Origin of the sequence: Sinorhizobium sp. 6-70, assembly GCF_030124375.1 — a bacterium.
Classification (GTDB): Bacteria; Pseudomonadota; Alphaproteobacteria; order Rhizobiales; family Rhizobiaceae; genus Sinorhizobium.
In genome coordinates this window covers 428,728-455,618 of the sequence record NZ_JASKLS010000001.1, presented here as the reverse complement: position 1 = coordinate 455,618, position 26,891 = coordinate 428,728, and the positions used below count along the sequence as shown (strand labels likewise).

Sequence of the window (26,891 nt, the reverse complement as noted above, 5' to 3'; positions counted from 1 at the left end):
CCCACCTGCGAGATTTAGGGGCAGTGTGGCGGAATTAGCGCGCCATCTGCAGCGTCAGCTTGCGCTCGGCGCGCTCCTGCTGGGGCGAGCGGTTGTAGAGTTCGCGATAACACTTGGAGAAGTGCGAGGCCGAGACGAAGCCGCAGGCAACGGCCACTTCCACCACCGGCATCGACGACTGGATCAAGAGGTGGCGGGCGCGGTCGAGCCGGATCTCCAGATAGTACCGCGCCGGTGACCGGCCCATTTCCTGGCGGAAAAGCCGTTCGATCTGGCGGCGCGAAAGGTCGGCGTTCTCGGCGATCTCCAGGAGCGACAGCGGCTCGGCGAGATTGCTCTCCATGAGCTCGATGATCGACAGGACCTTCGAATTCTGCACGCCGAGACGGGCCCGGAGCGGCAGGCGCTGGCGGTCATGCGGCCCGCGCACCCGGTCGGTCAGCGCCTGTTCGCAGACCCGGTTGACAAGATTCTCGCCGAAATCCTGGTCGATCAGGTTCAGCATCATGTCGAGCGAGGCTGTGCCGCCGGCGCAGGTATAGATGTTGCTGTCGATCTCGTAGAGGTCGGCATAGACCTCGGCCTGCGGGAAGCTTTCGGAGAAGCCCGGCAGGTTCTCCCAATGGATGGCGCAGCGCTTGCCGGTCAAGAGGCCGGCGGACGCCAGCACATGCGCGCCGGTACAGAGGCTGCCGACGGCGACACCGCGGTTATAGACCTCGCGCAGCCAGGCATTGACCGACTTGTTCTGGAAATCCTCGACATAGATGCCGGAACAGACGAGCACCATCGAAGGCCGGTTCTCGCCGGCCAGGAACTTGCGCTCGTCGGCGAGCGAGGTGTTGACCTCGAGGGCTATGCCGGCGGAGGAGAAGACCTTCTGACCATCGGTCGAGGCGAGGCGCCACGTATAGGCCTCATAACCGAGCATCCGGTTGGCGATGCGGAGCGTTTCGATCGCTGCCGAGAAGGGCAGCATGGAAAAGTTCGGCACCAGAAAGAAAACGAGCGAACGCTTTTTGGTCAGGGGTTTGTTCATGAGTCCTCCCAGGCTCTACGCTGCGCATATTCGTTGCGTGGAACAGCTCACTCGGCTTGTCAATTTGCGACATTGACATGGAAACCCGCGACTGGGAAGAGATTTCCCATTGCGACATGGCGGCGATGCCCGCCGTTTCGACCGCTTTCCGGCAATTTTGTGAAAAAGCGACACAATGCCCAGAGCGCGTGGCGCAATCTGGCAAATGACGCTCAGGCTGAGTAGTGGTTTCGCCTACCGCTTATGGTTGCGGCGTTGTCGATTGCGACGTCCTCGAAGGAGGCGTGGGCGGTGTCGGTATTTGACAAGGGCTGCGTGGTGTCGAAAGGTGGACCGCGATCTTCGCGCTTCCGGCGATATGCTGGGCCGCTCATATCCGGCTGCAGCTTCGCTTCCGGCGTGCTTGCCTATCGCGCCGATATAGGGTACTCCCCTATACCATGCATACGATACGCAACCAAGCCAAGCTGCTCGCCCGCGTCCGCCGCCTCAAGGGGCAGATGGAGGCGATCGAGCGTGCTCTCGAGGCTGAGCGGCCCTGCGGCGAAATACTCAATCTGGCGGCCTCCGTGCGTGGCGCCGTCCAGGGCCTCACTGTCGAGCTGATCGAAGATCATATTCGCGAGCATGTTGCCGCCCCGGGAACGGGCGATGATCGCGAGCAGGAGCAGCGCGCCCGCGAGCAGGGCGCCGACGAACTGATCGAAGTGGTCAGGAGATACCTGAAATGAGCAAGGCCTACGCTTCTGCCTCGACCGGGCATGATCATGTCTTTCTCGGCGACAATCACCGGCGCAACGAGCGCCGTACCTGGTTCGTCATTGCGCTGACAGCGGGCATGATGATCGCCGAGATTGCGGCGGGCACGTATTATGGCTCGATGGCGCTGGTCGCCGATGGCTGGCATATGTCCACGCATGCCGCCGCCATGCTGATCGCGGCGCTCGCCTACCTCTATGCCCGACGCAACGCCCGCAACCGTCGCTTTACCTTCGGCACCGGCAAGCTCGGCGATCTCGCCGGCTTTGCGAGTGCGATCGTGCTGGCGCTGATCGCGTTGTTGATCGGCTGGGAAAGCCTTCTCCGCCTGATGAACCCGGTTGCAATCAGCTTCCCGCAGGCGATTTCCGTCGCCGTCCTCGGCCTCGCCGTCAACCTCGCCAGCGCGTGGCTGCTTAGCGACGATCACTCGCATCATCATCACGCCCACGATCATCATCACGATCACGACAATTATCGTCACGGGCACGGCGCTGCCGCCCACGGCCGCGACAACAATCTGCGCGCCGCCTACCTGCATGTGCTCGCGGACGCGCTGACCTCGGTTCTGGCAATCGTCGCGCTGGCGGCGGGGAGCGTCTATGGCTGGATCTGGCTCGATCCGTTGATGGGCGTGGTCGGCGCTCTGGTGATTGCACGCTGGTCCGTCGGCTTGATCCGCGATGCCGGCAGCGTCCTCCTGGATTACATTCCAACCGGCGAGGACTTGCCGGAGGAGATCCGTGCCGCGATCGAGAAGGACGGCGACCGCATCACCGATCTGCACGTCTGGCAGCTCGGCCCCGGTCATCACGGCGCCATCGTCTCGCTGGTGACGACGAACCCGCAAAGCCCGTCGCTCTACCGCGACAAGCTCGCGCATCTGCACGAACTCTCCCATGTGACGGTCGAAGTCGAACGCTTGGCGGCTTGAGCACCGGCCGATCGCACGCTCTCGGGGATCATCCGGACCAGGGTAGGCCGGCCACCTCCAGCCGCGACCAGAGTTTCTGCCGGAATTCGGTTGCGCGCGCCTGCAGCAGTCTTTCGATGTAATGGCCGTCCAGCCGTGCGGCATTCGCGCGGACATGCGACACCTCCTGTCGGGCCGTTGCCGCATTGCCGAGCGCCTCGTGCGCCGCTGCCCTGAGGAGGCGGCCCCAGTTATATTCCGGAAGCACGGTCAGAAAGCGATCGAGACAGGAAACGGCTGCCTCGTGGTCCGCGGCGGCCAGATGAGCGTCGCCGCGGAACAGGAAGATCGGGGGATAGTCGGGGCTCGCCTGGTCCGCCTGGTCGAAGGCGGCCTGCGCCTCGTCGATGCGACCGGCGAATGTGAGCCCGATGCCAAGCCACGTGTGAAACTCGGCGTCGTTGGGATTGAGGTCGACGGCCCTTTTCAAGCTGTCAAGGCCGGAGCGGATGTTTCCGAGATAGGTTTCGGCAAGCCCGAGAGCGCTCAGGAGGTAGGGTTCGCGCTCGTCGAGGGCCAATCCGGTCAGCGCCACGTCGCGCGCCTCGGAGAAGCCGCGCAGCGGATCATCGGTCCAGCCGTTGAAACAGCAATGGAAGGATATCCAGGCGAGGCTTTCGCGAACGAGCACGTGATTGGGATCGATCGCCAGCAGACGGTCGCATAGCCGCCGTGCCCGGATCATGCCGTTCAGTGTCGGCCGTTCGACATGAGAAAAGATCTGGAGGTAGAGCTTCCCCCCGGCCATCGTTTCTTCGGGCTCCGTGGCCGACTGGTTCGCCGCTTGCCGCATTATCGTCTGATAGAGATTGCCGCTGATCCGGCGCGCAAGAGCATCCTGGGCTTCAGACGCTTCAGACAGGTCGGCCGCTACGCTCGAATATTTCCTGCTCCATATCTGGGTTCCGCTTTGCACGGCGATAAGCTGCACCAAGGTCCATCCGGTTCCCCCGCGCTCCTGGACTGCGATTTCAACGACGTAGTCCGCGCCAACCTGCTGTCCGATCTCTGCGATCGTGTGCTGCCTCGCGCCGACGGCAAGCATCGTCGCCGCGGCCACGACGGAGATCGGCGAAAAGCGGCCGAGCTCACCGATCAGCTTTCTGGTCAGGGATTCGTCGATAATATCGTGGTCGCCGCCGGCAGACAGGCTGATGATCGGCAGGATCGCCACCCTCGGTTTGCTGTTGGCGAGATCAACCGATGAGCTCTGCGGGTCGCGGATCCGATTGGCAAGCTGCTGCGTTTCCGCATCCGGCAGCACGCCCAGATGGACCTCGAAAAGTGTCTTCAGGGTGTCGTAATATCTGATTGCCCGGGCGCGGTCGCCGCGCCCAAGATGATGGCGTAGAACGACCCGATGGGACGGTTCGTGATAGGGATCGTGACGCAGCAGGCATTGTGCGGCCAACAGCGCTTGAGCGGCATCGCCCGCCCTTTCCAGGCGTTCGGTCAGGCTGGTGAGGCAGTCGACCAGCAAATTGTGATGCCGGTCACGCTCGATGCGGAGCCACGCCTCGAGCGTTTCATCCTTGAAACTCACGCCTTCGAGGAATTCGCCGTCGAACGCGTCCGGTTCTGGTGGGACGAGGCCCATCCTTGCGCCCTCGAGAAGTCCCTGGATGTCGGTTGCCACTTCTCCGTCCGCGATCCAGCCGCTCTCATTGTCGATCATGAACGGCGAGGGACCATGCCCCTCGACGGCATGCCTGATGGTGAAGAAGGCCTGGCGGAGATTGTTGCGGGCCTGATCTTCCGGCCGTTCCGCCCACAAGAGCCCGGCCAGCTTCGACCTCGAAATCGGCTTTCCATTCGATAGCGCGAGCATGGCGATCAGGGCCTGATGCTTGCGCGAAGTTATCGCGATGCTTTCGCCGGTTGCCGAAAGCAGTTGGAAACGGCCAAGCAGGCGTAACCTGAACGTCAATTAAGTTACCTCTAACGGACGGTGTAACGCCAATATAACAGCAAGGAAGCGCTCGTCTGTCATAGTCAATTCGGGTGATGCTGGGGAGCACGCGGGCAGGGAAGAGGGGACATGCGCAAAACGCTGGCGGCCGCCGTGTCGGCCCTGTTCCTTTGCGCGCCGGCGGTGTCTGAGCCGCATGCTTGCGTCGACGTTGCCCTGGTGCTTGCTGTCGACGGATCCGGCAGCGTTTCCGACCAGGAATATGCTTTCCAGAAATCCGCGATCGCCGCGGCCTTCCGCGACAGGGGCGTCCTTTCGGCCTTGAACAAGGCCGGGGCCGTGGCAGTGTCGGCCGTCTTTTGGGGCGACGGCGAATTTGCGGTCCAGCAGCTTAGGTGGTTTGTGATCTTCGACGGCGACGGTGCGGAACCTTTCGCGCGCGAGGTCGAAGGTAACCAGCGGCTCGTTTTCGGCAATACCGATATCGGCAGCGGCATGTGGTCGGCACTGGACCTGTTGGCTGATCCGCGCTTTTGCGCCGAGCGATCGATCATCAACATCTCGGGCGACGGCAAGGAAACTGTCGCTCCGAAGCGGCGGCAGCGTGCTTCGCTCTATGCGGCCCGGCTGCGCGCGCGGAGGATGGGTGTCACCGTCAATGCGCTGACCATCTCCGATGAGCAGAAGGACCTGGCAAACTACTATGCCCGCGAAGTGATCCTCGGCGCCGGCGCCTTCGTGATGGATGTGCGGAAGGATGCCGATTTTTCGGCCGCCATCCGGAGGAAACTCATCAGGGAACTTTCACCGCAGATCGTTGCCCGCCTGCATGACTGAAAATCGTTCGCGGCAGCCGCAAAGAAAAAGGGCATTCCGTTGGCGGAATGCCCTTTAGAGGTCAAGTCTTGCCCGACATCGGGCGGGAGGATATTTGCCGTCGGCGTTCATTGTTGGTTCTTCTGGACCTCGTGGACCTCGTCGTCAGCGGACGGGAAGCCGATATCCTTCAGCGTGTCATAGGACAGGCTCTCCAGCACGACTTCATTGCGGTGCCGCTTCCATGCGGCCCAGGCGCGTGCGCGCAGGTTGAAAAGGCCGGGCAGGGCGGACAGCCCGTGGCTCGACGATGAAAACTGGTTCGTAGACATTTCTGGTTCCTTCTGAGCTTCTCAAAAGGTCGCGACCATGATGGTAGATATGGCGCAACCTCATTCATCATTCAAACGAATATGTTTGATGTTTTTCATCAAACATGGTGATCGGTTGCCGCCTCACACAGCAACTCTATCCGAAAGCGCCGCCGGCTGTTGTTCCGCGAGTAACAGGTCATTCCTGACCCTCGCTGGGAGTCTCGCCAATTCACGGCGGGTTTCCACCCGATTCCTGGCGACGTTGTTGGCGCGTCGCCTCGTGGCGATCCGGTCGATCAAGGACCGGGCGTGCGACAGGATCGCAAGGACCATGTCGCCATCGCTCGAGGAAAGGGCCACTGTCTCCGGCTGAAGCCGGACGATGGTGTCCTGTTTGGCGGCGACGGTCATCTGCCCGTCGGCTTTCATGTATGAGGTGTTGCCGCGGGGCGTAATCACCAGTGTCAACGCGGACATGAGCTTCCTCCTTTGCGAGATCGCGCTGGCGATCCAGAAGCATGTACGGGATCGGTTCCTCGTGGGTTTCGACGGATGAGGGCGGAAAATTCGCTCCGCCCTTTTCTCGTCCTGCCCTGGATCTTCCTTGCATCTTGACTATCGCTCACGCTTGATGTTCAATCAAACGAAATGAAATCATGTTATCTTTCAGATTTTCTGAATGAGGATTCCACCATGAACATGATGCTGCGCCACGCGCTTCCGCTGCTCGAGATGGACGTGCTGAAGACCTTCGTCGCCATCGCCGAAACCGGCAATTTCACCACCGCGGCGGAGACGGTCTACCGTACGCCGTCGGCCGTCTCGATGCAGATCAAGAAGCTGGAAGAACTGCTAGGCTGCACGCTTTTCCTGCGTGACGCGCGTTCGGTGTCACTGACGCCCAAGGGTGAACTGCTGCTCGGTTTCGCCCGCCGGCTCTTGTCGCTCAACAATGAAACGGTCTCGCGCTTCCTTCTGCCCGACATGAACGGCGTGGTCCGCGTCGGTGCGCCCGAGGACGTCGGCGAGCGGATCCTGCCGGATGTGTTGAAGCGCTTCGCCGAATCCTATCCGAACGTCACCGTCGACGTATCGATCGGCATGAGCAACGCCATGCGCAAGCGGGTTGACGAGCACCGGCTGGACATCGCCATCTTCAACAGCCTGACCGATGAAGCGCCGAACGGCACGGAAATCCTGTTGCAGGAAAAACTCGTCTGGGCGGGCGCGAAATGCGGCAATGCGCATTTGCGCGATCCCTTGCCGGTTTCCATGTGGGAGGACGGCTGCGTCTGGCGTGCCGATGCGGTCGAGAAACTGTCACGGGCCGGCCGCAAGTTCCGCGTTGCCTTCCTCAGCGCCTATACGACCGGTCAGCGGGCTGCCGTGCTCGCAGGCCTCGCCATCGCTCCGCTGCCGCGCTACCTGGTCCAGGGCGAGATGGTCCAGCTCGGTGAGCGTGACGGCTTGCCGGATCTCGGGCATTACGACATCGGGCTCAAGGTTATCGAGGACGCGCCGGCGCCGGTGCTCGCGGTCGCCGATCATGTGCGCGAGGCCTTCGCCGAGCTGCAGATGCAAGCCGCTTGATGCATCGCATCGGACCGGCCAGAGGGAACCTGCGAGTCCCTGGCTCACCGCCTCAACCTCAACAGAGCGCCGCGTGTTCAGTCGAATGCGCGGCGTTTCGTTTGCGGGATCGTTCACCGCCGGTTCGATTGACAATAATAAGCGTTAGCTTATAATAAGCCATGACTTATGAAGATAGATTGTTCGCAGCCCTTGCCGACCCGACCCGGCGCGCGATCTTCGAGCGTGTCGCGGGGCGGCGGCAGTCGGTGGCCGAGTTGGCGCGGACGATGCCGGTGTCGCAGCCGGCGATTTCACAGCATTTGAAGGTTCTGAAGGCAGCGCGGCTCGTGCGTGACGCGCCTTCGGGCGCGCGCCGGATCTATTCGATCGATCCGGAGGGGTTAGGGCCACTCCGGGCTTGGCTCGACCGCTTCTGGAGCGAACAGCTCGCCGCTTTCAAGGCCGCGGTCGAGACGGCGGACGATTCTTGAGGACAGATATGAAATCGTCGATGCAACGGGAGGAAAGCATCATGCACACGATCGAGCCCACTCCGGTTCGCAAGTCCGTCACCGTCCGCGCCTCGGCGGAAAAGGCCTTTGACGTTTTTGTCAACGACATGGGTAGCTGGTGGATCAAGGGTCACAGCCTGACCGAATCCGGCCAGAAGACGGTTGTCGTCGAGGCTGTCGCCGGCGGCCGGTGGTACGAGGTCGGCAATGCCGGCGAGGAGCGGGACTGGGGCCGCGTGATTGCCTGCGACCGGCCGAACCGCATCCTCTTCGCCTGGCAGCTCAACGCCGATTTCACCTTCGATCCCGCCTTCCACACCGAGGTGGAAGTTCTGTTCGAAGCGAAGAGCGACAATGAGACGACGGTCGTCCTCGAACATCGCCAGCTCGCCAATTACGGCGCCAAGGCGCAGGATGCGAGCGGCATGCTCGATTCCGGCTGGGGCGGATTGCTGGCCTCCTATGCCGCCAAGGTGGCGTAAGTCTCGCCTGCGCCCAACTCACCGCATGGACATCAAGGTGGTCATCAGGCCCGCCGCGATTTCGAGTGCGGGTTTTGCTTCACGTGCGCTTGCCGGATAGCCGATGTCTTCCAACTCGTCACTGCTGAGGCTTTCGAGTGCCTTCAGTGTCTGCGCGTGCCGGTGCTGCATCGCAAAACCGGCCGCAATATTTGCAAGCCGCTCTGCGAGCGCGTGGACGATATCGCCGGTGTGGGTTGCGTATCCGGAGTGATATCCTGCGGTTGCCATCTCGGTCTCCATCTTCGAACTGATGGAGGGACTTTGCCATGGCCGCGTTTTGCCACTGTTCAGGCGGGTGTGAAAAGCAGGTGAGGCCGAGGGGACGAGCGCTAAATCTGCGTTAAATCGAACGCAGTCGATGCTAACGTGGCTCGCATTTTGTGAAGTGGAGCCTGCGCATGCGCATTCGGTTGCTGGGGGAGCTCACTGTCGTTTCGCCGTCCGATGAACCGGTCCGGTTCACGACGCGCAAGACCGCGCTCGTTTTTGCCGCCCTGGTGCTGGCGGGGCGTCGCGGCGTGCGAAGGGGCTTGCTGGCCGATGGCTTCTGGCCGGGCCGTGGCGAGGCGCAGGCGCGCAACAGCCTGCGTCAGACGCTCGTGGATATCCGGCGCGCCTTCCCCGAGGGCAATAGCGCAGCGATCGAGATCGAGGCCGACCTTGAGACCGTCAGCCTTGCCGCCGGCTCCGGCGAGGCAGACCTTTGGGTCTTCGATCACCTGATCGAGGAGGGCGGGATGGGTAACCTTGCGGCTGCGGCCGGGCTTTACCGCGGCGATCTCCTCTCGGAGATCTCGATTCCCGACGAGCTCGAACAATGGTTTCAACCGCACCGCAGCAACTACTGGCAGAAGGCGCTGCAACTCGTTGATCGGTTGAGCCGTGACCTGGGGGCAAACGGCGATACGGCGGGCGTGCAGGCCTGCGAACGCCTGGCCGAGCAGCTGCTGGCCTCCGAGCCCGCCGCCGAGGAAGCACACCGTGCCATGATCCGCATCTATCAGCATCGCGGGCAGGCGAATGCCGCCATGCGGCAATATCTCCTCTGCCGCGAGGCGCTACAGCGGGAACTCGGCGTCGAACCGGAGGCAGCAACGCGGGCATTGATCGAAACGCCCCCGGAAGCGCCGCCGCAAGCGTCACCCGGTGCGGCCGTGAAAAACGACACCCCTGCCGCGGTGCCACGCGAAAGGGAGCAGCCCTCCGTCGTCGTCATGCCGTTCGATAATCTGAGCAGCGAAGAGGACGATTATTTCGTCGATGGCGTCGTCGAGGAAATCACGGCAGCGCTGTCGCGCGTTCGGGATTTCTTCGTGATCGCCCGCCAGTCGGCCTTTACATACAAGGGCCGCTTCATCGATGTGCGCGAGGTGGGAGCCGAACTCGGCGTTTCCTATGTGGTCGAGGGCACGGTTCGGCGCGGTGGCGATCGTCTGCGGATCTCCGTGCAACTGGTCGACGCGGAGTCGCGCAAGCAATTGTGGTCGGATCGCTACGAAGGGGTGAGCGCGGATCTGTTCGAGTTCCAGGACCGGATCGCAGCCCAGGTCGCCGGCGCTATTCATCCAGCCGTCCGTCACGCGGAGATCGAATCCGCGACGTGCAAGCCGCCCGCAAACCTCAGAGCCTACGATCTGGTGATGCGCGCCTTCCCGAAGCTCTGGGGCCAGAACGCCGTGGCAATTGCGGAGGCGATGAAGACGCTTCAGCAAGCGTTGCAACTCGACCCGAAATATGGTCGCGCGCATGCGCTGCTTGCCTGGTGCCACGCGCTGAACATCACCTATCTCTGGTCGCCCGATCAGGCCGCCGAGTTGCAGGCGACGCTTGATGCCGTCGATCGGGCATCCGGCCTCATCGAGGACGACCCGACGGCGCTGACCGCGTGCGGAGCGGCGGCCAGCCTCTCTGGCGATCAGCAAAGGGCTGCAGCATTCATCGAGAGCGCACTGGCGCTCGATCCGAACAATGCCTGGGCCTGGACGCGTTACGGCTGGGTTGGGATCTACCAGGACGAGGCTGCCGACGCGCAGGAGCGGTTCGAGCGAGCGATACGACTGAGCCCGCTCGATCCCTTCCTCTTCAACATGCGTATGGGGCTCGGGGCCGCCTATGCGCTCGCCGGCCGGTTTTCGGAGTCGGTGGCAATCGCCCGGGACGTGGTTACGCGCAATCCCAACGTCACCTGGGCCTATCGTCAACTGGCTGCCTGGGCCGCCATGAACGACGACATGAAGACCGCCCGTTGGGCAGCCGAGCGGTTTCTCGCCATTCAGCCCGACTACACGATCGCCAAATATATCGCGCTTCCGTCGCTGCGTGACGTCAGCCGTTTCCGCGAGACGATGGCGGCAGGCATGAAGAAGGCGGGCATGCCGGAGAACTAGCGGCGGCCTTGTTCGGCGCTGATGGCTACCCTTTCTATTTCTCCGGCAGACGCTGCCTGACGATCGCGGCATGGAAACGGGTTCCGTGAATGAGGCCGGCGTCGTTGAAATCGTAGGTCGGATTGTGCAGTGGCGCGGAGTCGTGGCCGTTGCCGAGGAAGACGAAGCAGCCGGGAACGTGTTCAAGAAAGCGGGCGAAATCCTCCGAGCCAGTCATCGGTTCGCGGGCGGTGCCGACATCATCGGTTTCGAAGACGGTCCTTGCGGCGGCGAAGGCCTCCTCGACGAGAGCCGCATCGTTGAGGAGGGGCACGAACTCGCGGGTGTAAGTTACCTCGGCGGAGACGTTGTGAGTCAGCGCCGTGCCTTCCGCGATCACGCGCATCTGCTTCTCGATCTCTGCACTGACCTCGGGGCGGAAGCTCCGTGCGTCGCCAAGGATGCGGGCAAGGCCGGGCAAGGCGTTGCGCGTGCCGTCGCTGATGAGCTCGGTGACCGAGACGACGCCGATATCGGCCGGGCTCAGACGACGCGAGACGATCGTCTGCAGGTTGGTGACGAGGGCGCAGGCGGCGACCAGCACTTCGTTGCCGGCGTGCGGACGCGCGGCATGGCCGCCGACGCCCTTGAGCACGATTTCGAAATTGTCTTCCGCCGACATCATGGCGCCGGCACGGGTCTCGAAATGGCCGACCGGAAGCCCCGGCATGTTGTGCAGCCCGTAGATTTCCTCGAAGGGAAATCGCTCCATCAGGCTATCGTTGAGCATGGCGAGCGCGCCCTTGCCCCATTCCTCCGCCGGCTGGAAGACGAAGCGCACGGTGCCATCGAAACCGCCGTCTGCGGCGAGCAGCTTTGCGGCGCCGAGGAGCATGGTCGTGTGGCCGTCGTGGCCGCAGGCATGCATCACGCCCGGGTTTTGCGAGCGATACTCGACCGCGCCCTGTTCCGGAATGCGCAGCGCGTCCATATCGGCGCGAAGCGCAATGGCTCGGTTGCCGTTGCCGCGTTTCAGCGTACCGACGACGCCGGTGCCGCCGACGCCTTCGGCAACATCAAGCCCGAACTCCCTCAGCTTCGCCGCGACGAAGGCGGAGGTCCGCTTTTCCTCGAAACCAAATTCGGGATGGGCGTGAAGATCGCGCCGCCATTCCGTCATCTGCCTTTCGAGCATCTCAAGATCGGTCATTGGAACTCTCCTCAGTCTGCGGCAAGGCGCTGGACGACATCGAGCAGGACATTGGCGCCGGCGACAAGATCGCCGTCGGCCGTATATTCGCGCGGGTTGTGGCTGATGCCGCCGACGCTTGGCACGAAGATCATCGCGGCCGGCGCGAACCGCGCGATCATCTGTGCGTCATGGCCGGCACCGGAGGTCATTCGCTTCGAGGTGAGGCCGCGCATGCGGGCTGCCTCCTCGATGAGGCCGACGATCCTTGCATTGAAGGTCACAGGCTCAAACCGCGCCAGGCGCTCCGTTGCAATCGCCATGTCCTCGGCCGCCGCGAGGTCGTGGAGATAGCTGGCGAGCGCGGCCTCCTCGGCTCTTAGCCGTTCGGCATCAGGATCGCGCAGGTCGACGGTGAACGTGGCACGTGACGGGATCACGTTGATGGCATTCGGCTCGAAGGCGATACAGCCGACGGTGGCGACGGTCGGTGTATTGGAGGTCATTGCGCGATCGTGCAGGAAGACGATCACGCGGGCGGCCGCGTGGCCGGCATCGCTCCGCATCGACATCGGCGTCGTGCCGGCGTGATTGGCGACGCCCTCGATGGTGACCCGCTGCCAGGAAATGCCTTGCAGGTTCTCGACAGCTCCGATCGGCACGCCTTCGCGCTCCAAGACCGGGCCTTGTTCGACATGGAGTTCGACATAGGCATGCGGCTTCGCAAAGCCCGGCCCATCCGTGCCGGCATAGCCGATGCGGCGCAATTCCTCGCCAAGCACGCTGCCGTCCGTGCCGATCGTCGCAAGCGCCTCGTCGACCGAAAGCCCGCCGGCATAGACGAGCGACCCCATCATATCGGGGGCATAGCGCACGCCTTCCTCATTGGTGAAGGCGGCGACGGCAATCGGGTGGGCGGGGGCGGTACCGGCCTCCCTCAGCGTCTGGATCACCTCCAGCCCGGAAAGCACCCCGTAGCAGCCGTCGTAAATGCCGGCGTCGATGACGCTGTCGATATGCGAGCCGATGAGGACGGGCGCATGCTCGGCATTGCCGGCGTCGCGCCAGATGCCGAAGATATTGCCGATCCGGTCGACGACGATCTCGAGATCCGCCTCACGGAGCCACCGAACAAGCCGATCCCGGCCCGCCTTATCCGCCTCCGAGGCTGCGAGCCGGGTCAATCTGCCATCGCTATCGCGACCGATTTCGCCGAGGGTGCGGATGCGGCTGAGCAGCCGGTCCGCATTGATCGAAACGGCGCTCATGCCGTTTCTCCCTGGACCTGCCGCCGACCGATGACCTCCGCCGGGCTCATGCCGACAAGCTCGGCATAGCGCGCCGAGTCAGTGGCGCCCTCGGTGTTGAACAGCAGGACGCGAGAGGTTTCATCGAGGCCGACCGCCGTCCTGATGGCGGGGGTGATCGCCGCCCGGAGGAGGCCAGCGAGCCCCGCGCCGCCGCTTTCTCCGGCGACGATCGCCGGATCGTTGCCGGATGGGCGCGCCAGCCGGTTCATCGCTTGGATGGCGTGCTGCTCGTCGACGGTCATGAAGACATCGGCGACATGCTTGAGCACCCGCCAGGCGACAAGTGAGGGATCGTAGCATTCGAGCATGGCCATCACCGTCGGCTCTCCGTGGGCGATCTTGACGGGATGCCCGGCACGCGCCGTCTCGAAGATGCAGGCGGCGCGCACCGGGTCGACGACGGTGAAGATCGGCCGCCTGTCGCCGAATGCCAGCGCGAGATGACCGCTGACGGCCGCGGCGACGCCACCGACGCCCGCCTGTACGAAGACATGCGTCGGCGGCTCTGGCAGCCGGCGCAGCGCCTCCCGGACCATTGCCGTGTAGCCCTGCATCACCAGGCCAGGAATGCGCTCGTAGCCTGCCCAGGACGTATCGGAGACGATCGTCCAGCGGTTCTCGGTCGCAACCCGCGCCGCTTCGGCAACGGTATCGTCATAGGTGCCTTCGACGCGGACCATCTCGGCGCCGAAGCGGGCGATCGCCGCCACGCGGTTCTCGCTGACGCCGCCGTGAACGAAGATCACAGCCTTCGCGCCAACGAGCTCGGCCCCTTGTGCCACCGAGCGGCCATGATTGCCGTCGGTCGCGCAGGCGAAGGTCATCGTCGCCGCCACGGTCTTGACCTCCGGCGAATGCAGTTCGGCGATATCGATCGGCCGCCCAAGGCGCCGTTCCGCCTCTTCCAGCACCAGCCGGATCACCGCATAGGCGCCACCGAGCGCCTTGAAGCTGCCGAGACCGAGCCGATGGCCCTCATCCTTGACATGGACCGCGCCGACGCCAAGTTCGCCGGCGAGCGCCGGCAGCGCATGCAGCGGCGTCTCGGCATGATTGGCGCGATGGGCGAGGAAGCGCTCGACCGTATCGGCCGCGCCTTCTCCAAGCGTTTCCACATCGACGGGGTCGAGCGGGCTGTTGTGGTCGGGATGGGTATTCAGAAGAAACATGGCCGTCCTCGTTCAAGCGGGTGAGGAAAGGGTGCAGGGTTTTCGGCCCGCATCCGGGTTTCAAACTCTTATGTCGGCGAATATATATTGCACGAAGCGCGAAAATTGCGCTGTATTCCAGGCCTCGAAATGCAAGTTTGTTTCACGAGGCTTCTTAAGTTGGCAAGAACCACTCCCGAAATCGCTCTCGATGACTTCGACCTGGCGATCCTGAAGATCCTCCAGAAAGACAATGCCACGCCCCAGCGCACGATCGGCGAGGCGGTCAATCTCTCGGCGCCGGCGGTGCAGCGGCGGATCAAGCGCATGGAGGAGGCGGGCGTCATCGCGGCCAATTGCGCCATCGTCGATCCGGCCAAGGTCGGCCGGCCGATCACGATCTTCGTCGAGGTCGAGGTGATCAGCGAAACGGCCGCGCTGATCGATGCGGCAAAGGCGGAGTTTTCGGCGGCCCCCGAAGTGCAGCAATGCTATTACGTCACCGGCGAGGCGGATTTCATCCTGGTCATCGTCGCAGCGACCATGGCCGACTACGAGGCGCTGACGCGACGCCTCTTTTTCGGCAACAACAATGTCAAGAAATTCCGCACCTTCGTCGCCATGGATCGCGTCAAGGTGGGGCTGACGGTGCCGCTTTGAGGCTCAAAGCGGCACGGCAGCGGCAGCGAGGGAAAGGCGAGCGTGCCTATTCCCGGCCGCGGCGCCTCCTGCGGCCGCCACCTTCACCATCATCGGCCATCACCTTCCGCTCCGGAAGCGTGACCACCTCGGAGAGCTTGGGGAAAGCGTCGACCTTGTTCGGCATCGCCATGGCGTTGACGAAATGCTCCTGAAATTTCGATTCAAGAGCCGTCTCTATCTTCTCGATTTTCCTCACCGTTTCCTCGATCTCGCGGCGGTGGCCGCGATTGAGGAGCGCCATCAGTGCGCCGGTGCCGGCGGCGTTGCCGACGGCCTTCACCTCGTCGAGGTCGCAATCCGGGATCAGGCCCAGGACCATGGCGTATTTCGGATCGATGAAGGAGCCGAAGGCGCCGGCGAAGCGGATGGTGTCGACATGATCGACACCCTGCTTTTCCATGAGCAGTTTGATGCCCGCATAAAGTGCGGCCTTGGCGAGCTGGATCGCGCGGATGTCGTTCTGCGTCACGGTGATGCGGGGCTCGCCGTCATGCAGGAGATAAGAGAATGTGCGGCCGTTCGGCACGATGCGCGGGCTTTTCGCGGCCATGGCGCCGTCGACCACGCCGTCCTGCGAGATGATGCCGCTGAGATACATCTCCGCGACGACCTCGATGATCGCCGAGCCGCAGATGCCGGTGACGCCGACCGCGGCGGCGGCTTCGGCAAAACCTTCCTCGTCCGACCACTTGTCGATGCCGATCACGCGGAAGCGCGGCTCCAGCGTCTCGGGGTCGATGCGGACGCGCTCGATCGCGCCGGGCGCCGCGCGCTGGCCGGAGGAAATCTCGGCACCCTCGAAGGCCGGGCCGGTTGGCGAGGAGGCGGCGACGACGCGCTGCCGGTTGCCGAGCACGATTTCGGCATTGGTACCGACATCGACGAGCAGCATCATCTTGTCCTGCCGGTGCGGGCCTTCGGAAAGCGTGGCGCCCGCGGCGTCCGCCCCGACATGGCCGGCGATGCAGGGGAGCATGTAGAGCCTCGCACCGCGGTTGACCTCGATGTCGATCTCGTGCGCCCAATATTGCAGCGCGCCGGACACGGCGAGCGCGAAGGGCGCCTGGCCGAGTTCGGTCGGATCGATGCCGAGGAACAGGTGGTGCATGATCGGGTTGCAGACGACCACCATGTCGAGGATGTCGTGGCGGTCGACCTCGCCCTCCGTGCAGACCTTGCCGATCAAGCCGTTCACCGCTTCGCGTACGGCCTTGGTCATCGCCTCGCGGCCGTCCGGGTTCATCATCACGTAGGAGACGCGGCTCATCAGATCTTCGCCAAAGCGGATCTGCGGGTTCGACGCGCCCGAGGAGGCGACGATGCGGCCCGAGAGGAGCGACACCAGATGCATGGCGATCGTGGTCGAGCCGATATCGCAGGCGACGCCGTAAGCCTCGTTCTTGAGGCCAGGCCAGAGGCCGACGATGAAGGGACGCGAAGAATCCATGTCGCGGTGGATCGCGGCCGTCACCGCCCAGTTGCCCTTGCGCAGGATCCCTTGCACCTGCGGGATCAGGTGCGGCGCGATCAGCAGATCTTTCCAGCCCCAGTCCTTCTCCAGAACTGCCTTCATCCGGTCGAGATCGCCGAGCGGCTTGTGCATGTCCGGCTCGTCTACCTCGACATAGCACATCTGTACGGCGGCATTGCGCTCGATCACACGGTCGGTCGCGGCCTTGCGCACAACCTGCGCATTGATGACGGTGTCCTGCGGCACGTCGATGACGAGATCGCCGAGGATCTGGGAGGAGCAGGAAAGACGGCGGCCGTCCGGCAGTTCGCGTACGGTGGCATAGCGTTGTTCCTTAGGCCCGATCGGCGAGATGTGGTCGTTCGACGAGACGATCTTATGCTTGGCGAAATTGCCTTCCTGCACGGAAACCTGGCAGCGCCCGCAGGTCGCGCGCCCGCCGCACACGCTTTCGACATAGACCCCGAGCGAACGCGCGGCATCGAGGATCGGCGTGCCGACCGGGAAGCGGCCGCGCTTGCCCGATGGCATGAACAGCACCAGCGGGTCGTCCTTGTTTTCCTTCGAGGACACGTTCAGCATCTTTCTGCCTCGCCACGGATTACTTCGAGAGCCGGCGGGCGTTGGCCCGCACGCGCTTGGCGTAAGGGCGCAGCACGGCCGCCGTCACCCGCTTGTGGCCGGTCGCCGGCAGCTTGCCGCCCGCAAGCGCCGCGGCCGCGCCCATGCCTTCCTTGATCAGCGCCACATTGGCGGCGATGACGCTTTCGGCTGCCGCCGCCATCTTCTCCGTCACCATGCGGCTCGCCTCCACGTAGTCGGTCGCGGAGCCGGTCATGGCGGCCACGGTCATTGCCTGCGTGCGCGCCGCGATGACCATTGGTGCCTGGAACCAGAGTGCCGTCAGATCCCTGACGATGGAGGCGCCTTTTGCCATGGTTATTCCGCCCTTGCGCCAGCACCTGCGCGAGCGGCGCGGCCGCCACGCCGTCCGCCGCCGGCAGCTGGCTGAGCAGCAGCCACGGCTTGGCCGCCTTCGGCCGGCTTGTGGTCGCGATAGGTCATGATCCAGTTGGTGCAGTTCGCGTCGGTGCCGTTCAAGACGTTCGCGGCGCGCACTGCCTCCATTTCCTGCGGGCGGCAGGGGTTCATGATCGCCGAGGTCATGCCGGCGCCGATCACCATCGGGATGAAGCCGGCATTGATGCCGTGGCGGTGCGGCAGGCCGAAGGAGATGTTGGAGAGGCCGCAGGTGGTGTTGACCTTCAGCTCCTCGCGCAGACGACGAAGCAACGCGAAAACCTGCCGGCCGGCATCGCCCAGAGCGCCGATCGGCATGACGAGCGGGTCGACGACGATGTCGTGCGGCTTGATGCCGTGATCCATGGCGCGCTCGACGATCTTCTTGGCGACAGCGAAGCGGACGTCCGGGTCCATGGAGATACCGGTCTCGTCGTTGGAGATCGCCACCACCGGGACGTCGTACTTCTTGACGAGCGGCAGGATCGCTTCGAGCTTTTCCTCTTCGCCGGTGACCGAATTCACCAGCGGCCGGCCCTTGGCGACGCGCAGGCCCGCCTCGATCGCGGCGGTGACCGAGCTGTCGATCGAGAGCGGCACGTCGACGAGGCCCTGGACGATCTCCAGCGTCTTGACGAGCAGCGGCGGTTCGGTCTCGTTCGGGTTGACGGCGGTGACGCCCGCATTGACGTCGAGCATCGTCGCGCCGGCAGCGACCTGTTCCAGCGCGTCCTTGATGACGGTTTCGAAGTTGCCTTCGATCATCTCGGCGGCGAGCTTCTTGCGGCCGGTCGGGTTGATGCGTTCGCCGATGACGCAGAAGGGCTGGTCGAAGCCGATGACGATCTCGCGGGTGGCGGAAGCGACGATGGTGCGGGTCATGTAAGATCCTTTGATCCTGAGCGTGGGGCTATGTAATGGGCCCGGTCTTTGTTTGTAAGGCGCTGGACTGGCCGAAGCGCCGGTTTTCCTCTGATATCCAACGGGGAGTGCTCCCGACGTCCTAATGCGGGTGGTGCGCCGCGGCCTCCGCCATCTTCTGCTGGTTCTCCTCGATGCCCTCGCGGATGTGTTCGAGCCGCTCGGCAACCAGCGCATCGCCCGGCTGGCTTTCGCGTTTCCAGGGCTTGCGGCCCTTCAGGACGCCAGATTCATGCACGATCTCGGCGACATATTCTTCTTGGCGGTAGGCCATGACGTGGACGCCCGAGACGCCCTCGATCTCCTTCACCTCGTTGATGATATCGATGCAGAGCTGCTTGCCTTCCTTCTTTTGATCCTGCGCGCCTTCGAGGCGCGTAATAACGCTGTCGGGAATGTGGATGCCCGGCACGTTGGAGCGGATCCAGCGGGCGGTCTTGGCCGAGGCCATCGGCCCGACGCCGACGAGGATGAAGCACTTCTCGTGCAGACCGAGATCGCGCACCTTCTTCATGTATTCGCGGAACATCGGCACGTCGAAGCAGTACTGGCTCTGGACGAACTGCGCGCCGGCCTCGATCTTCTTGGCGAGCCGGTACGGGCGGAAATCATACGGTGGCGCGAAGGGGTTGATCGCGGCGCCCAAAAAGACATGCGGCGGCGTCGTCAGCTTGCGGCCGGACAGGAACTTCGAATTGTCGCGCATGATGCGAACGGCCTCGAGCAGCGACATGCAGTCGAGGTCGAAGACGGGCTTGGCGCCGGGCTGGTCGCCGGCCTGCACGCCGTCACCGGTCAGGCACATGATGTTCTGCACGCCCATGGCGGATGCGCCGAGCACATCGCCCTGGATGGCGATACGGTTCTTGTCGCGGCAGGCGATCTGCATGATCGGCGAATAGCCCATGCGCGTTAAGAGCGCGCAGATGCCAACCGAAGACATATGGCAATTGGCACCGGAGGCGTCGACCGCGTTGATGCCGTCGACCCAACCGTCGAAGATCGCGGCGCGTTCGTAGACGTCTTCGGGATTGGCGCTGTCCGGCGGGTTGAGTTCGGCGGTCACGGCGAATTCGCCGCGGCGCAGCACGCGCTCCAGCCTTCCGCGAGAGGAATGGCCGGGCAGGGGATCGAGCGGCGCGCCGGGATCGTGAGGATTGATATCCGGGCTCATTGCTGCTGGCCTTCCTTCTTCGCTGCTTCGCGGGCGGCTGCGGCTTCCGCCGTCACCCGCAACCAGGACGATGTTTCGCGCAGCGACTGGTTGACCGGCTTCTGCACATTCATGATCGCCTTACCCTTCACCATGTTCTGCGAGCCCTTCCAGGCCTGCACCCAGACACAGGGCATGTCCGGCTCCACCTCGCAGTTGCCGTTGGCGCGCACGCCGCCGCAGGGCCCGTTCCTCAGTTGCTTCGGGCAGTTCATCGGGCAGGACATGCCGGTCGAGGACAGCGCGCATTGGCCGCACATGCGACAGTCGAAGAGGAAGCCCTTGACGTGGCGCTCGACAAAGGTCACCGGCCGTTCAACGCGGCCATAGCCAATGGCGTTCCACAGCGGATGAAGCATCAGGAACATGTCGGCGAAGCGGTTGTAGAACCATTCGAGGAAGCGCGAATTGCGCACGGCCCAGAGCCGCACGGTATATTTGTGACGCGAGCGGCGGCTCGGCGAGACGTTCGTCGGGGTATAGGCGCCGGTCGCCGCCTTCTTGGCGGGCTGGGCATTGCCGGTGACGACCTTCGGGTCAGGCATTGTCCCGGCCTCCGGCCTTGACGAGCGCGACCAGGCGCTCCCGGTCGTAGGCGGCTTCGAGTTCCGCCGCCGCCTTGTCGGCCTCCGCCTCCAGGTCGTCGGAAACCGGAACCGGATCGGCCTTGCGCCATTCGGCAAGGTAGTCGTCGGTCTCGGCCGCGCCGGTGCGCATTGCGCACATGTCGATCGCCTCGGTAAAGCGCAGCGACAGTTCGCGTTTGGCGCTTTTGCGACCCTGTTTGATGATGACCTGGGCGGGAATGTCGCGCCAGTAGACAATGATGCGATCTGCCATGGGATTCCTGTTCTCCTCTAGACCCGACAATGCGCATGTCCATCCGCCGTCGCTCACCTTGCCACGACGTCGGATATGTCCAAAAACGACGCTCCCCAATCGTGTATCCGCGTGCTGCGCATTCGTCGCGACCGGTGCACCGCGGTGCTTTCGGCGACACCGGCTTCGAGCCGGTCGTGGAAAGGATCGGCGGTGATTTGCGGGCTGTCGCGACCGCGTGCGTCGCGCGGAAGAGGCGGTCGCAGTGAACGCTGTTGCGCACGGAACAGTGGATTGCCTCGTTCGTTTAGAGCCTGAAGGCTCTGAACATGCGTGACGGGAACTTGCTATCAATCGTGGTGCTGGCGATCATCGTCGCAATCCTCGTATTCGCCGTCGTGGCGCTCGTAGAGTGATGCCGGGTCCTACGGCGCCGCGCCTCGCGAGACGCGCAAAGGACGCTGTAGCCCCTTGAATTGATGCATGTTTTTATCCTGAAACCGGCTTGGGTTTAAGGAAGCATGCGATAGAGCCACGGGCGACCTCAGTAGCCCGAGCTCCCGCCTCCGCCCATGCCGCCACTTCCTGAGGAGCCGGCGCTTCCTGAGGAACCGGCGCTGCCGGCCTGGCTTGGCGGAGGAGGGGCTGTGTTCTGGCTGGTCTGATTGGTTTGGCTGGTCGTGCATCCCGCGACCGCCAGGAGAGCTGTCGCAATCGCGACGGAAAGAAGTTTGCGGTCCATGGTCTTCTCCAATCATGGAGGCTATGGCGAATGCTGCAATGTTCCGCCACTTGCTGGTCAAAAACATGGCGCAGCGCAGGTGGGAGCGGTCACGCGCCCGGAAGATCGCCATGTCCTCGCGATGGGGTTGATTTGGGGACGGCCCGCATCATCTCATTGGGGATCACCCGTCCATTCCGGAGATGGCGATGTCAAAAGCTGTAATCGCAGTGTTGTGCCTGGGCCTTCTCGCGCTTTCGTCTTGCGCAAACACGGTCCGCGGTTTCGCCCAGGACAGCACGCAGACCGGGCTTGCCGTCGAAGGTGCCACAGACCGTGTCTTGCGGGCAGGTGCCCAGTAGCGCGGGCAGGTTTAGGCCGGAGAATGTCCACCGATCGGGCGAAAGGCGCTTTTGGCCTTTCCCTTTGGCTAAGCGGCGTCCACGACGGCTGTCGCTGCGCGATTCCGGTCCAGTTCCACCAGCACCCTCAGGGCGACCTCTGCCTCTTCCTCGGTGAGACCTCCAAGGATTTGATCGCCAAACACAACCGGCACGCCGGTCACATTGTCCCACACCGTCCAATGGTCGGTCGGATCGAGAACAAGTTCATAGCGCTCTTGTGACATTGCGTTCTCCCCAGTTTCTCAGATGTTTACCCGATTCGGCGTGGCAAGCCATTCCAAACACAAGTCCTGAGCGACTGATGGTACCGTTGCCGCGAGGAAGCCGCGACATCGATCGGCCGGGGGTTTCCGGCTAGCACGCTTCGGCGGGCATGGTGGTGTCTCAGAAACAGACATGGCGACGCAGACGTTGCTGTCGTCTTAATGGTGACGCGGGCCGTCAAAAATGCGTTTGCAGGAGTCTTCCGCGCCGGGAACGGCCGTTCACAGGGGGTGCCCAGCTGACCGGTTACGCCTCAATGAGCGACCCGGTCAGATCGCCGTAGCCGGTGAAGCGATATTCGTATTCGAGGCCGAGTCTCTCGGCGGCGCGGCGGGCTTTTTCCTGCAGCGCCTTGTCCTCCACCTGCGAGAGGTAGACGAGCTTGTGGTAGTGGCCGAAATACATGTCGCGCAGTTCCGGATGCCGGTCGAGACCGAGCGGTTCGATGACGAAGGCCTCGAACTGGCGGGCGAGGAAGTCGGTGAGGAAGAAGGCGGTGATATCGTCGTCCCAGCGCTTTGCGAAATCGGCGTTGCCGGCGAAGAAGGAATAGCAGTGCGGGCCGGGGATGCGTGTCACGCCTTCCTCCTCGCAAAGCCGGTCGAGCTGGCCGCCGGTGCCGCAATCGGCATAGGCGATGAAGATCCGCTCGAAGCCCTCTTCACGCGCCCGGGCGATCGCTTCGCGCAGGCCCGGTGTGATCTTTTCCGGGGTGTTGTGCCAGATGGCGGGGAGGCAATGGAGATCGATGTGATCGAGCCCATTGGCCTCGCAGATCGCAAGGATTTCGCGCGCGATCGCTCCACAACCAATGACGTGAACTTTCTTTGGTTGTGCACGTTCTCTTGCCGACGGTCTGTTTTCCATCTTTATTCCGCCTTGCAGCAATATGAAGGAATCATTGTCATGACGACAAAAACTCTCGCGACGATCGCCGCCGTGCTGGTGGCGCTGACAACGCTGAGTTCCTGCGCCAATACCATCCGCGGCATGGGGCAGGATACTGCAAACGCCGTGAACGCCACCCAGGGGGCCGGCCACCGGGTTGCCAGGGCCGCCAACTGACGGCTCCATGGCCGGGAAGGATGCCTACGCGCCCTCCCGCATCACCCTGAAATAGGAAAGCCGGCTGCCGTTTTCATCCCGCGCAGCCGGCTTTCTTCTTGAAAGGCTTCCAGGCTTAGCCGGCAGCAAGCCGGTTGTGCTTGCGCTTCATGAAGTCCTTGGCAGTCTCGACGGCGACGGCGGCATCACGGCAATAGGCGTCTGCGCCGACGGCCTTGCCGAACTCCTCGTTGAGCGGCGCGCCGCCGACGAGGACGACGTAATCGTCGCGCATGCCCTTTTCCTTCATCGTGTCGATAACGACCTTCATGTACGGCATGGTGGTCGTCAGCAGGGCGGACATGCCGAGGATATCCGGCTGCTCGCGCTCGATCGCTTCCAGATAGTTCTCGACGGGGTTGTTGATGCCGAGGTCGACGACATCGAAGCCCGCGCCTTCCATCATCATGCCGACGAGGTTCTTGCCGATGTCGTGGATATCGCCCTTGACGGTGCCAATGACCATCTTGCCAAGCTTCGGCGCTCCGGTTTCGGCAAGCAGAGGACGGAGGATGAACATGCCGGCCTTCATCGCATTGGCCGAAAGCAGAACTTCCGGCACGAAGAGAATGCCGTCGCGGAAGTCGATACCGACGATGCGCATGCCCTCGACGAGCGCCTGGGTCAGGATGTCGTAGGGCGTCCAGCCCCGTTCGAGGAGGATTCGCGTCCCTTCCTCGATTTCCTCCTTGAGACCGTCGTAAAGGTCGTCATGCATCTGCTGCACGAGTTCCTCGTCGGAAAGGTCCGCGAGAATGATTTCATCGTCTGCCATATTAGGGTTCCTCGGTTCCTGGCACGGTAGTCTTCGCGGTGATCTGGCTCGGTCGGGCACGATCCGGACGCGTTGCCCATCCTTAGCGGTCCAAACCTAAAAATCTCTTTTTGAAAGCGACGTCGCATATGATGAAAAGCGACGGCGCTGCCGGTTCGCCCGCGCTTTCATAGTCCTACTGCATTAAAGCCGCATTCGGAATCGGGTGCCCGGTAAAATTCTGCAACAGTTCAAGATGTTACATTTGGCGACATTGGCTTCGGACGAGTTTTTTGTTGTGCGTGGCGACCATTCTTGGGCCCTGTCGGTCCTTGACGGATCTCAAGGTTGAGTGTCTGAGATGCGCCACGCGTTGGCGCATTGAGACCCGTACCGGTTCGGCGGCTTGGTAGCATTAGCTCAAAATCGATCCCGGTGCATGGTTTCGACGATCGGTCTCGACCTTCGGAAGGAATATGCGCCACTTAATCAAAGCGTTGCCGCGTCCCTTGGAGAGCCAGAAAGGCGCGGCGGGAGAGGAATGAGCGAATGAGCGACGTGACAGATCAAGGCGCGGTTGAAGGCGGCGGACGCCGTGCGCGTGGCGAGGGACGGGGAGCGGCGGCGCGCCGTGCATCCCGCACCGGCGGCGGCCCGGGACCGTCTCTGCCCTATATCCAGCGCAGGATTCGCGAATACGAAGTGCTCGACGAGGAAGGCCTGCAGCTCATCGAGCGCAACGCCGACACCGTGCTCGAGGAAATCGGCATCGAATTTCGCGATGACGCCGAAGCGCTCGATCTCTGGAAGGCAGCCGGCGCCGACGTGCGCGGCCAGCGCGTCCATTTCCCGAAGGGGCTCTGCCGCGAACTTCTGAAGACCGCTCCGTCGGACTTCACCTGGCATGCGCGCAATCCTGAGCGCAGTGCGCATGTCGGCGGCAAGGCAACGATCTTTGCACCGGTCTACGGCCCGCCCTTCGTCCGCGACCTCGACGGCAACCGCCGTTATGCGACGATCGAAGACTTCCGCAATTTTGTGAAGCTCGCCTACATGGCGCCGTCGATGCATTCGTCCGGCGGTACCGTCTGCGAGCCGGTCGACATTCCGGTGAACAAGCGCCATCTCGATATGGTCTACAGCCATATCAAATATTCCGACAAACCATTCATGGGCTCTGTCACGGCGCCGGAACGCGCCGAAGACACGATCGCCATGGCGAAGATCGTTTTCGGTGACGATTTCGTCGAGAAGAACACAGTGACGTTGAACCTCATCAACGCCAACTCGCCGATGGTTTTCGACGAGACCATGGTGGGCGCGCTCAAGGTCTATGCACGCCACAACCAGGCCTGCGTGCTTTCGCCGTTCATCCTGTCCGGCGCGATGAGCCCGGTCACCGTCGCCGGCACGCTGACGCAGATCCTTGCCGAAGTGCTTGCGGGCGCCTCCTTCACCCAGCTCATCCGCAAGGGCGCGCCGGTGCTCTTCGGCACATTTGCCGCGTCGATCTCGATGCAGTCGGGTGCGCCGACCTTCGGCACGCCGGAGCCGTCCCTGGTTTCCTACGGCGCTGCGCAGCTTGCCCGCCGCCTCGGCCTGCCGTTCCGTACAGGCGGTTCGCTCTGCGGCTCCAAGGTTCCCGATGCGCAGGCCGCGCATGAGTCTGCGAACACGCTCAACATGACGCTGCTTGCCGGAACCAACTTCGTGCTGCACGCGGCCGGCTGGCTCGAAGGCGGTCTCGTCTCGTCCTACGAGAAGTTCATGATCGACCAGGACCAGCTCGGCATGATGCAGAAGATGGCCGAAGGCGTGGACCTCTCCGAAAACGCCCAGGCGCTCGACGCCATCCGCGAGGTCGGTCCGGGCAGTCATTATCTCGGCTGCGCGCACACACAGGCGAACTTCCAGACCGCCTTCTACCGCTCTCCGCTCGCCGACAACAATTCCTTCGAACAGTGGGAAATCGAGGGCGAAAAGCGTATCGAGCAGCGCGCCAATGCGCTCGCCCGCAGCTGGCTCGAACACTATGAGGCACCGTACCTCGATCCGGCGATCGACGACGCTCTGAAGGAGTACATTGCCAAGCGCAAGGACTCGATGCCGGACGCCTTCACCTGAAAGGCTCCCGAGCGAGCCAGGGAGCAAGGCGGCGCGGCGCAGGTGGCCGACATGATCCAGAAGGAGGTCTGGCGCCCGCATTACGAACTACAGGGGCCGAAACCGAAATGACGGTCCCTTCGGCTGACGAACTGCTTGAAACGATCCGTGCGACGCTCGCGACGCACGGTCTTTTTTTGCGCGGCACGGTGAATTTTCCTGCGGGCGAGGCCGCTCCGACGCTTGCGGACGGCACGCCCGCCGCGAGCGTCGTGCTCATCGGCAATATCGGCGGCTCGCTGTGGGAATCGTTTTCGTGTTGGCGCGAGCGTGAACCGGACCGCGGCGGTGCCGATCCGCTCGACAATTGGTCGAAACAGGTGATCCGCCCGATCGGCGAGGCGGCGGGCGCGACGGTCTATTTCCCCTCCGATCCGCCCTGGCAACCCTTTCAGCAATGGGCGATGCGGGCGGAGGGGCTGCAGGCTTCTCCGCTCGGCATCCTCATTCATCCGCACTACGGATTGTGGCACGGCTATCGCGGCGCGCTCGGTTTTGATCGGGTGTTGCCGCGGACAGGCAAAGTCTCAGCCGCCCATCCTTGCGATGCCTGTGTGGAAAAGCCGTGCATCTCGACCTGTCCTGCCGACGCTTTGGCCTCCGGAACGTTCGATGTCGGCCGCTGCCGCGCGCATCTGAGATCAGAGGGGCAGGTGGGCGGATGCCTCGCTCTTGGCTGTCTTTCGCGCGATGCCTGTCCTGTCGGGCGGGGTTACCGCTATCCGGCTCAGCAACTGCGTTTCCATATGGCGGCGCTGAGTTTGTAGCCGAACTGATTGCCCCTCTCCTCGGGTTTAACCCGAGGACTAACCCTCTCCCCGCGGGCAGGGAGAGGCGACATAAGAGGGGGCGCCGCGCGTCCCCTCTTCCAGTTCGGCTAGCTGGCCGAGGGGCGCGGCGAGTC

At 63.3% G+C, this 26,891-nt stretch carries 30 protein-coding genes; 12 read left to right on the top strand and 18 right to left on the bottom strand.

The window, feature by feature from the left end:
• Positions 1–34: 34 nt before the first annotated feature.
• Positions 35–1,039 (bottom strand): GlxA family transcriptional regulator, encoded by a 1,005-nt coding sequence (locus tag QN222_RS02165; protein ID WP_180937943.1) that lies wholly within the window; start codon positions 1,037–1,039, stop codon positions 35–37.
• A gap of 77 nt (positions 1,040–1,116) precedes the next feature.
• On the opposite strand from QN222_RS02165, the gene QN222_RS02160 reads away from it, so the two are divergent.
• The 3 genes from QN222_RS02160 (at position 1,117) to dmeF (ending at position 2,732) form a co-directional block, all read left to right on the top strand.
• Positions 1,117–1,248 (top strand): hypothetical protein, encoded by a 132-nt coding sequence (locus QN222_RS02160; protein ID WP_283962332.1) that lies wholly within the window; start codon positions 1,117–1,119, stop codon positions 1,246–1,248.
• 231 nt (positions 1,249–1,479) lie between these two features.
• Positions 1,480–1,770 (top strand): metal/formaldehyde-sensitive transcriptional repressor, encoded by a 291-nt coding sequence (locus QN222_RS02155; protein ID WP_283962333.1) that lies wholly within the window; start codon positions 1,480–1,482, stop codon positions 1,768–1,770.
• Positions 1,767–2,732, top strand: a complete 966-nt coding sequence (dmeF, locus tag QN222_RS02150) for a CDF family Co(II)/Ni(II) efflux transporter DmeF (protein ID WP_283962334.1) — start codon at positions 1,767–1,769, stop codon at positions 2,730–2,732. Before QN222_RS02155 ends, dmeF begins: the two co-directional genes overlap by 4 nt.
• Before the next feature lie 28 nt (positions 2,733–2,760).
• On the opposite strand, the gene QN222_RS02145 is transcribed toward dmeF, so the two are convergent.
• A complete protein-coding gene (locus tag QN222_RS02145; RefSeq protein WP_283962335.1) occupies positions 2,761–4,698 on the bottom strand; it encodes a BTAD domain-containing putative transcriptional regulator in 1,938 nt (645 codons plus the stop codon).
• 111 nt (positions 4,699–4,809) lie between these two features.
• On the opposite strand from QN222_RS02145, the gene QN222_RS02140 reads away from it, so the two are divergent.
• A complete protein-coding gene (locus QN222_RS02140; protein ID WP_284005200.1) occupies positions 4,810–5,517 on the top strand; it encodes a DUF1194 domain-containing protein in 708 nt (235 codons plus the stop codon).
• Between the two features lie 107 nt (positions 5,518–5,624).
• On the opposite strand, the gene QN222_RS02135 is transcribed toward QN222_RS02140, so the two are convergent.
• Positions 5,625–5,828, bottom strand: coding sequence for a hypothetical protein (locus QN222_RS02135; protein ID WP_180937939.1), 204 nt, complete (start codon positions 5,826–5,828; stop codon positions 5,625–5,627).
• 123 nt (positions 5,829–5,951) lie between these two features.
• Positions 5,952–6,287: a hypothetical protein gene (locus QN222_RS02130; protein ID WP_283962337.1), complete on the bottom strand. Its 336-nt coding sequence runs from the start codon at positions 6,285–6,287 to the stop codon at positions 5,952–5,954.
• Positions 6,288–6,503: 216 nt separating this feature from the next.
• Here QN222_RS02130 and QN222_RS02125 point away from each other — a divergent pair, with 216 nt between their 5' ends.
• From QN222_RS02125 to QN222_RS02115, 3 genes are all read left to right on the top strand, one after another.
• Positions 6,504–7,400, top strand: coding sequence for a LysR substrate-binding domain-containing protein (locus QN222_RS02125; protein WP_180937938.1), 897 nt, complete (start codon positions 6,504–6,506; stop codon positions 7,398–7,400).
• A 161-nt stretch (positions 7,401–7,561) separates the two neighbouring features.
• Complete coding sequence (locus tag QN222_RS02120; RefSeq protein WP_283962338.1) at positions 7,562–7,873, top strand: metalloregulator ArsR/SmtB family transcription factor; 312 nt, start codon at positions 7,562–7,564, stop codon at positions 7,871–7,873.
• Between the two features lie 41 nt (positions 7,874–7,914).
• Positions 7,915–8,376 (top strand): SRPBCC family protein, encoded by a 462-nt coding sequence (locus QN222_RS02115; RefSeq protein WP_283962339.1) that lies wholly within the window; start codon positions 7,915–7,917, stop codon positions 8,374–8,376.
• Between the two features lie 18 nt (positions 8,377–8,394).
• On the opposite strand, the gene QN222_RS02110 is transcribed toward QN222_RS02115, so the two are convergent.
• Positions 8,395–8,646, bottom strand: coding sequence for a hypothetical protein (locus tag QN222_RS02110; protein ID WP_283962340.1), 252 nt, complete (start codon positions 8,644–8,646; stop codon positions 8,395–8,397).
• Between the two features lie 170 nt (positions 8,647–8,816).
• Between QN222_RS02110 and QN222_RS02105 the strand changes: the two genes are divergently transcribed.
• Positions 8,817–10,805, top strand: a complete 1,989-nt coding sequence (locus QN222_RS02105; protein ID WP_283962341.1) for a BTAD domain-containing putative transcriptional regulator — start codon at positions 8,817–8,819, stop codon at positions 10,803–10,805.
• A 34-nt stretch (positions 10,806–10,839) separates the two neighbouring features.
• Here QN222_RS02105 and QN222_RS02100 read toward each other — a convergent pair whose 3' ends face one another.
• The 3 genes from QN222_RS02100 to QN222_RS02090 are packed head-to-tail and all read right to left on the bottom strand — an operon-like array spanning position 10,840 to position 14,452.
• Positions 10,840–11,994, bottom strand: coding sequence for a M20 aminoacylase family protein (locus QN222_RS02100; RefSeq protein WP_283962342.1), 1,155 nt, complete (start codon positions 11,992–11,994; stop codon positions 10,840–10,842).
• 11 nt (positions 11,995–12,005) lie between these two features.
• Positions 12,006–13,241, bottom strand: a complete 1,236-nt coding sequence (locus QN222_RS02095; RefSeq protein ID WP_283962343.1) for a Zn-dependent hydrolase — start codon at positions 13,239–13,241, stop codon at positions 12,006–12,008.
• Positions 13,238–14,452 carry a diaminopropionate ammonia-lyase gene (locus QN222_RS02090; RefSeq protein ID WP_283962344.1) on the bottom strand — a complete coding sequence of 405 codons (1,215 nt, stop codon included), beginning with the start codon at positions 14,450–14,452 and terminating at the stop codon, positions 13,238–13,240. Before QN222_RS02090 ends, QN222_RS02095 begins: the two co-directional genes overlap by 4 nt.
• A gap of 129 nt (positions 14,453–14,581) precedes the next feature.
• Between QN222_RS02090 and QN222_RS02085 the strand changes: the two genes are divergently transcribed.
• Positions 14,582–15,091 carry an Lrp/AsnC family transcriptional regulator gene (locus QN222_RS02085; RefSeq protein ID WP_283962345.1) on the top strand — a complete coding sequence of 170 codons (510 nt, stop codon included), beginning with the start codon at positions 14,582–14,584 and terminating at the stop codon, positions 15,089–15,091.
• A 46-nt stretch (positions 15,092–15,137) separates the two neighbouring features.
• On the opposite strand, the gene QN222_RS02080 is transcribed toward QN222_RS02085, so the two are convergent.
• The 9 genes from QN222_RS02080 to QN222_RS02040 all read right to left on the bottom strand — a co-directional run bounded on the left by QN222_RS02080 (position 15,138) and on the right by QN222_RS02040 (position 22,833).
• Positions 15,138–17,186 (bottom strand): ASKHA domain-containing protein, encoded by a 2,049-nt coding sequence (locus QN222_RS02080; protein ID WP_284005197.1) that lies wholly within the window; start codon positions 17,184–17,186, stop codon positions 15,138–15,140.
• 19 nt (positions 17,187–17,205) lie between these two features.
• Positions 17,206–17,541 carry a hypothetical protein gene (locus QN222_RS02075; RefSeq protein WP_284005196.1) on the bottom strand — a complete coding sequence of 112 codons (336 nt, stop codon included), beginning with the start codon at positions 17,539–17,541 and terminating at the stop codon, positions 17,206–17,208.
• A 2-nt stretch (positions 17,542–17,543) separates the two neighbouring features.
• Entirely contained in the window at positions 17,544–18,506 is a 963-nt protein-coding gene (locus QN222_RS02070) for a methyltetrahydrofolate cobalamin methyltransferase (RefSeq protein ID WP_180937929.1), read from the bottom strand.
• 121 nt (positions 18,507–18,627) lie between these two features.
• Entirely contained in the window at positions 18,628–19,719 is a 1,092-nt protein-coding gene (locus QN222_RS02065) for a methylenetetrahydrofolate reductase (RefSeq protein WP_283965554.1), read from the bottom strand.
• On the bottom strand, positions 19,716–20,303 hold the full coding sequence (locus QN222_RS02060; RefSeq protein ID WP_283965555.1) for a methylenetetrahydrofolate reductase C-terminal domain-containing protein: 588 nt from the start codon (positions 20,301–20,303) through the stop codon (positions 19,716–19,718). Before QN222_RS02060 ends, QN222_RS02065 begins: the two co-directional genes overlap by 4 nt.
• On the bottom strand, positions 20,296–20,598 hold the full coding sequence (locus QN222_RS02055) for a virulence factor (RefSeq protein WP_037423594.1): 303 nt from the start codon (positions 20,596–20,598) through the stop codon (positions 20,296–20,298). The genes QN222_RS02060 and QN222_RS02055 overlap by 8 nt, the downstream gene beginning before the upstream one ends.
• A gap of 523 nt (positions 20,599–21,121) precedes the next feature.
• Positions 21,122–21,319: a hypothetical protein gene (locus tag QN222_RS02050; RefSeq protein ID WP_283965556.1), complete on the bottom strand. Its 198-nt coding sequence runs from the start codon at positions 21,317–21,319 to the stop codon at positions 21,122–21,124.
• Between the two features lie 409 nt (positions 21,320–21,728).
• Positions 21,729–21,926, bottom strand: a complete 198-nt coding sequence (locus QN222_RS02045) for a hypothetical protein (protein WP_283965558.1) — start codon at positions 21,924–21,926, stop codon at positions 21,729–21,731.
• A gap of 286 nt (positions 21,927–22,212) precedes the next feature.
• Positions 22,213–22,833 (bottom strand): DUF1638 domain-containing protein, encoded by a 621-nt coding sequence (locus QN222_RS02040; RefSeq protein ID WP_283965559.1) that lies wholly within the window; start codon positions 22,831–22,833, stop codon positions 22,213–22,215.
• Between the two features lie 39 nt (positions 22,834–22,872).
• On the opposite strand from QN222_RS02040, the gene QN222_RS02035 reads away from it, so the two are divergent.
• Positions 22,873–23,031, top strand: coding sequence for an entericidin (locus QN222_RS02035; protein WP_283965560.1), 159 nt, complete (start codon positions 22,873–22,875; stop codon positions 23,029–23,031).
• A 115-nt stretch (positions 23,032–23,146) separates the two neighbouring features.
• On the opposite strand, the gene QN222_RS02030 is transcribed toward QN222_RS02035, so the two are convergent.
• A complete protein-coding gene (locus QN222_RS02030; RefSeq protein WP_180937922.1) occupies positions 23,147–23,845 on the bottom strand; it encodes a B12-binding domain-containing protein in 699 nt (232 codons plus the stop codon).
• 528 nt (positions 23,846–24,373) lie between these two features.
• Between QN222_RS02030 and QN222_RS02025 the strand changes: the two genes are divergently transcribed.
• Together QN222_RS02025 and QN222_RS02020 are read left to right on the top strand one after the other, a co-directional pair.
• A complete protein-coding gene (locus tag QN222_RS02025; protein ID WP_283965561.1) occupies positions 24,374–25,948 on the top strand; it encodes a trimethylamine methyltransferase family protein in 1,575 nt (524 codons plus the stop codon).
• A gap of 107 nt (positions 25,949–26,055) precedes the next feature.
• On the top strand, positions 26,056–26,754 hold the full coding sequence (locus tag QN222_RS02020) for a ferredoxin (RefSeq protein WP_283965562.1): 699 nt from the start codon (positions 26,056–26,058) through the stop codon (positions 26,752–26,754).
• Positions 26,755–26,891 lie beyond the last annotated feature (137 nt).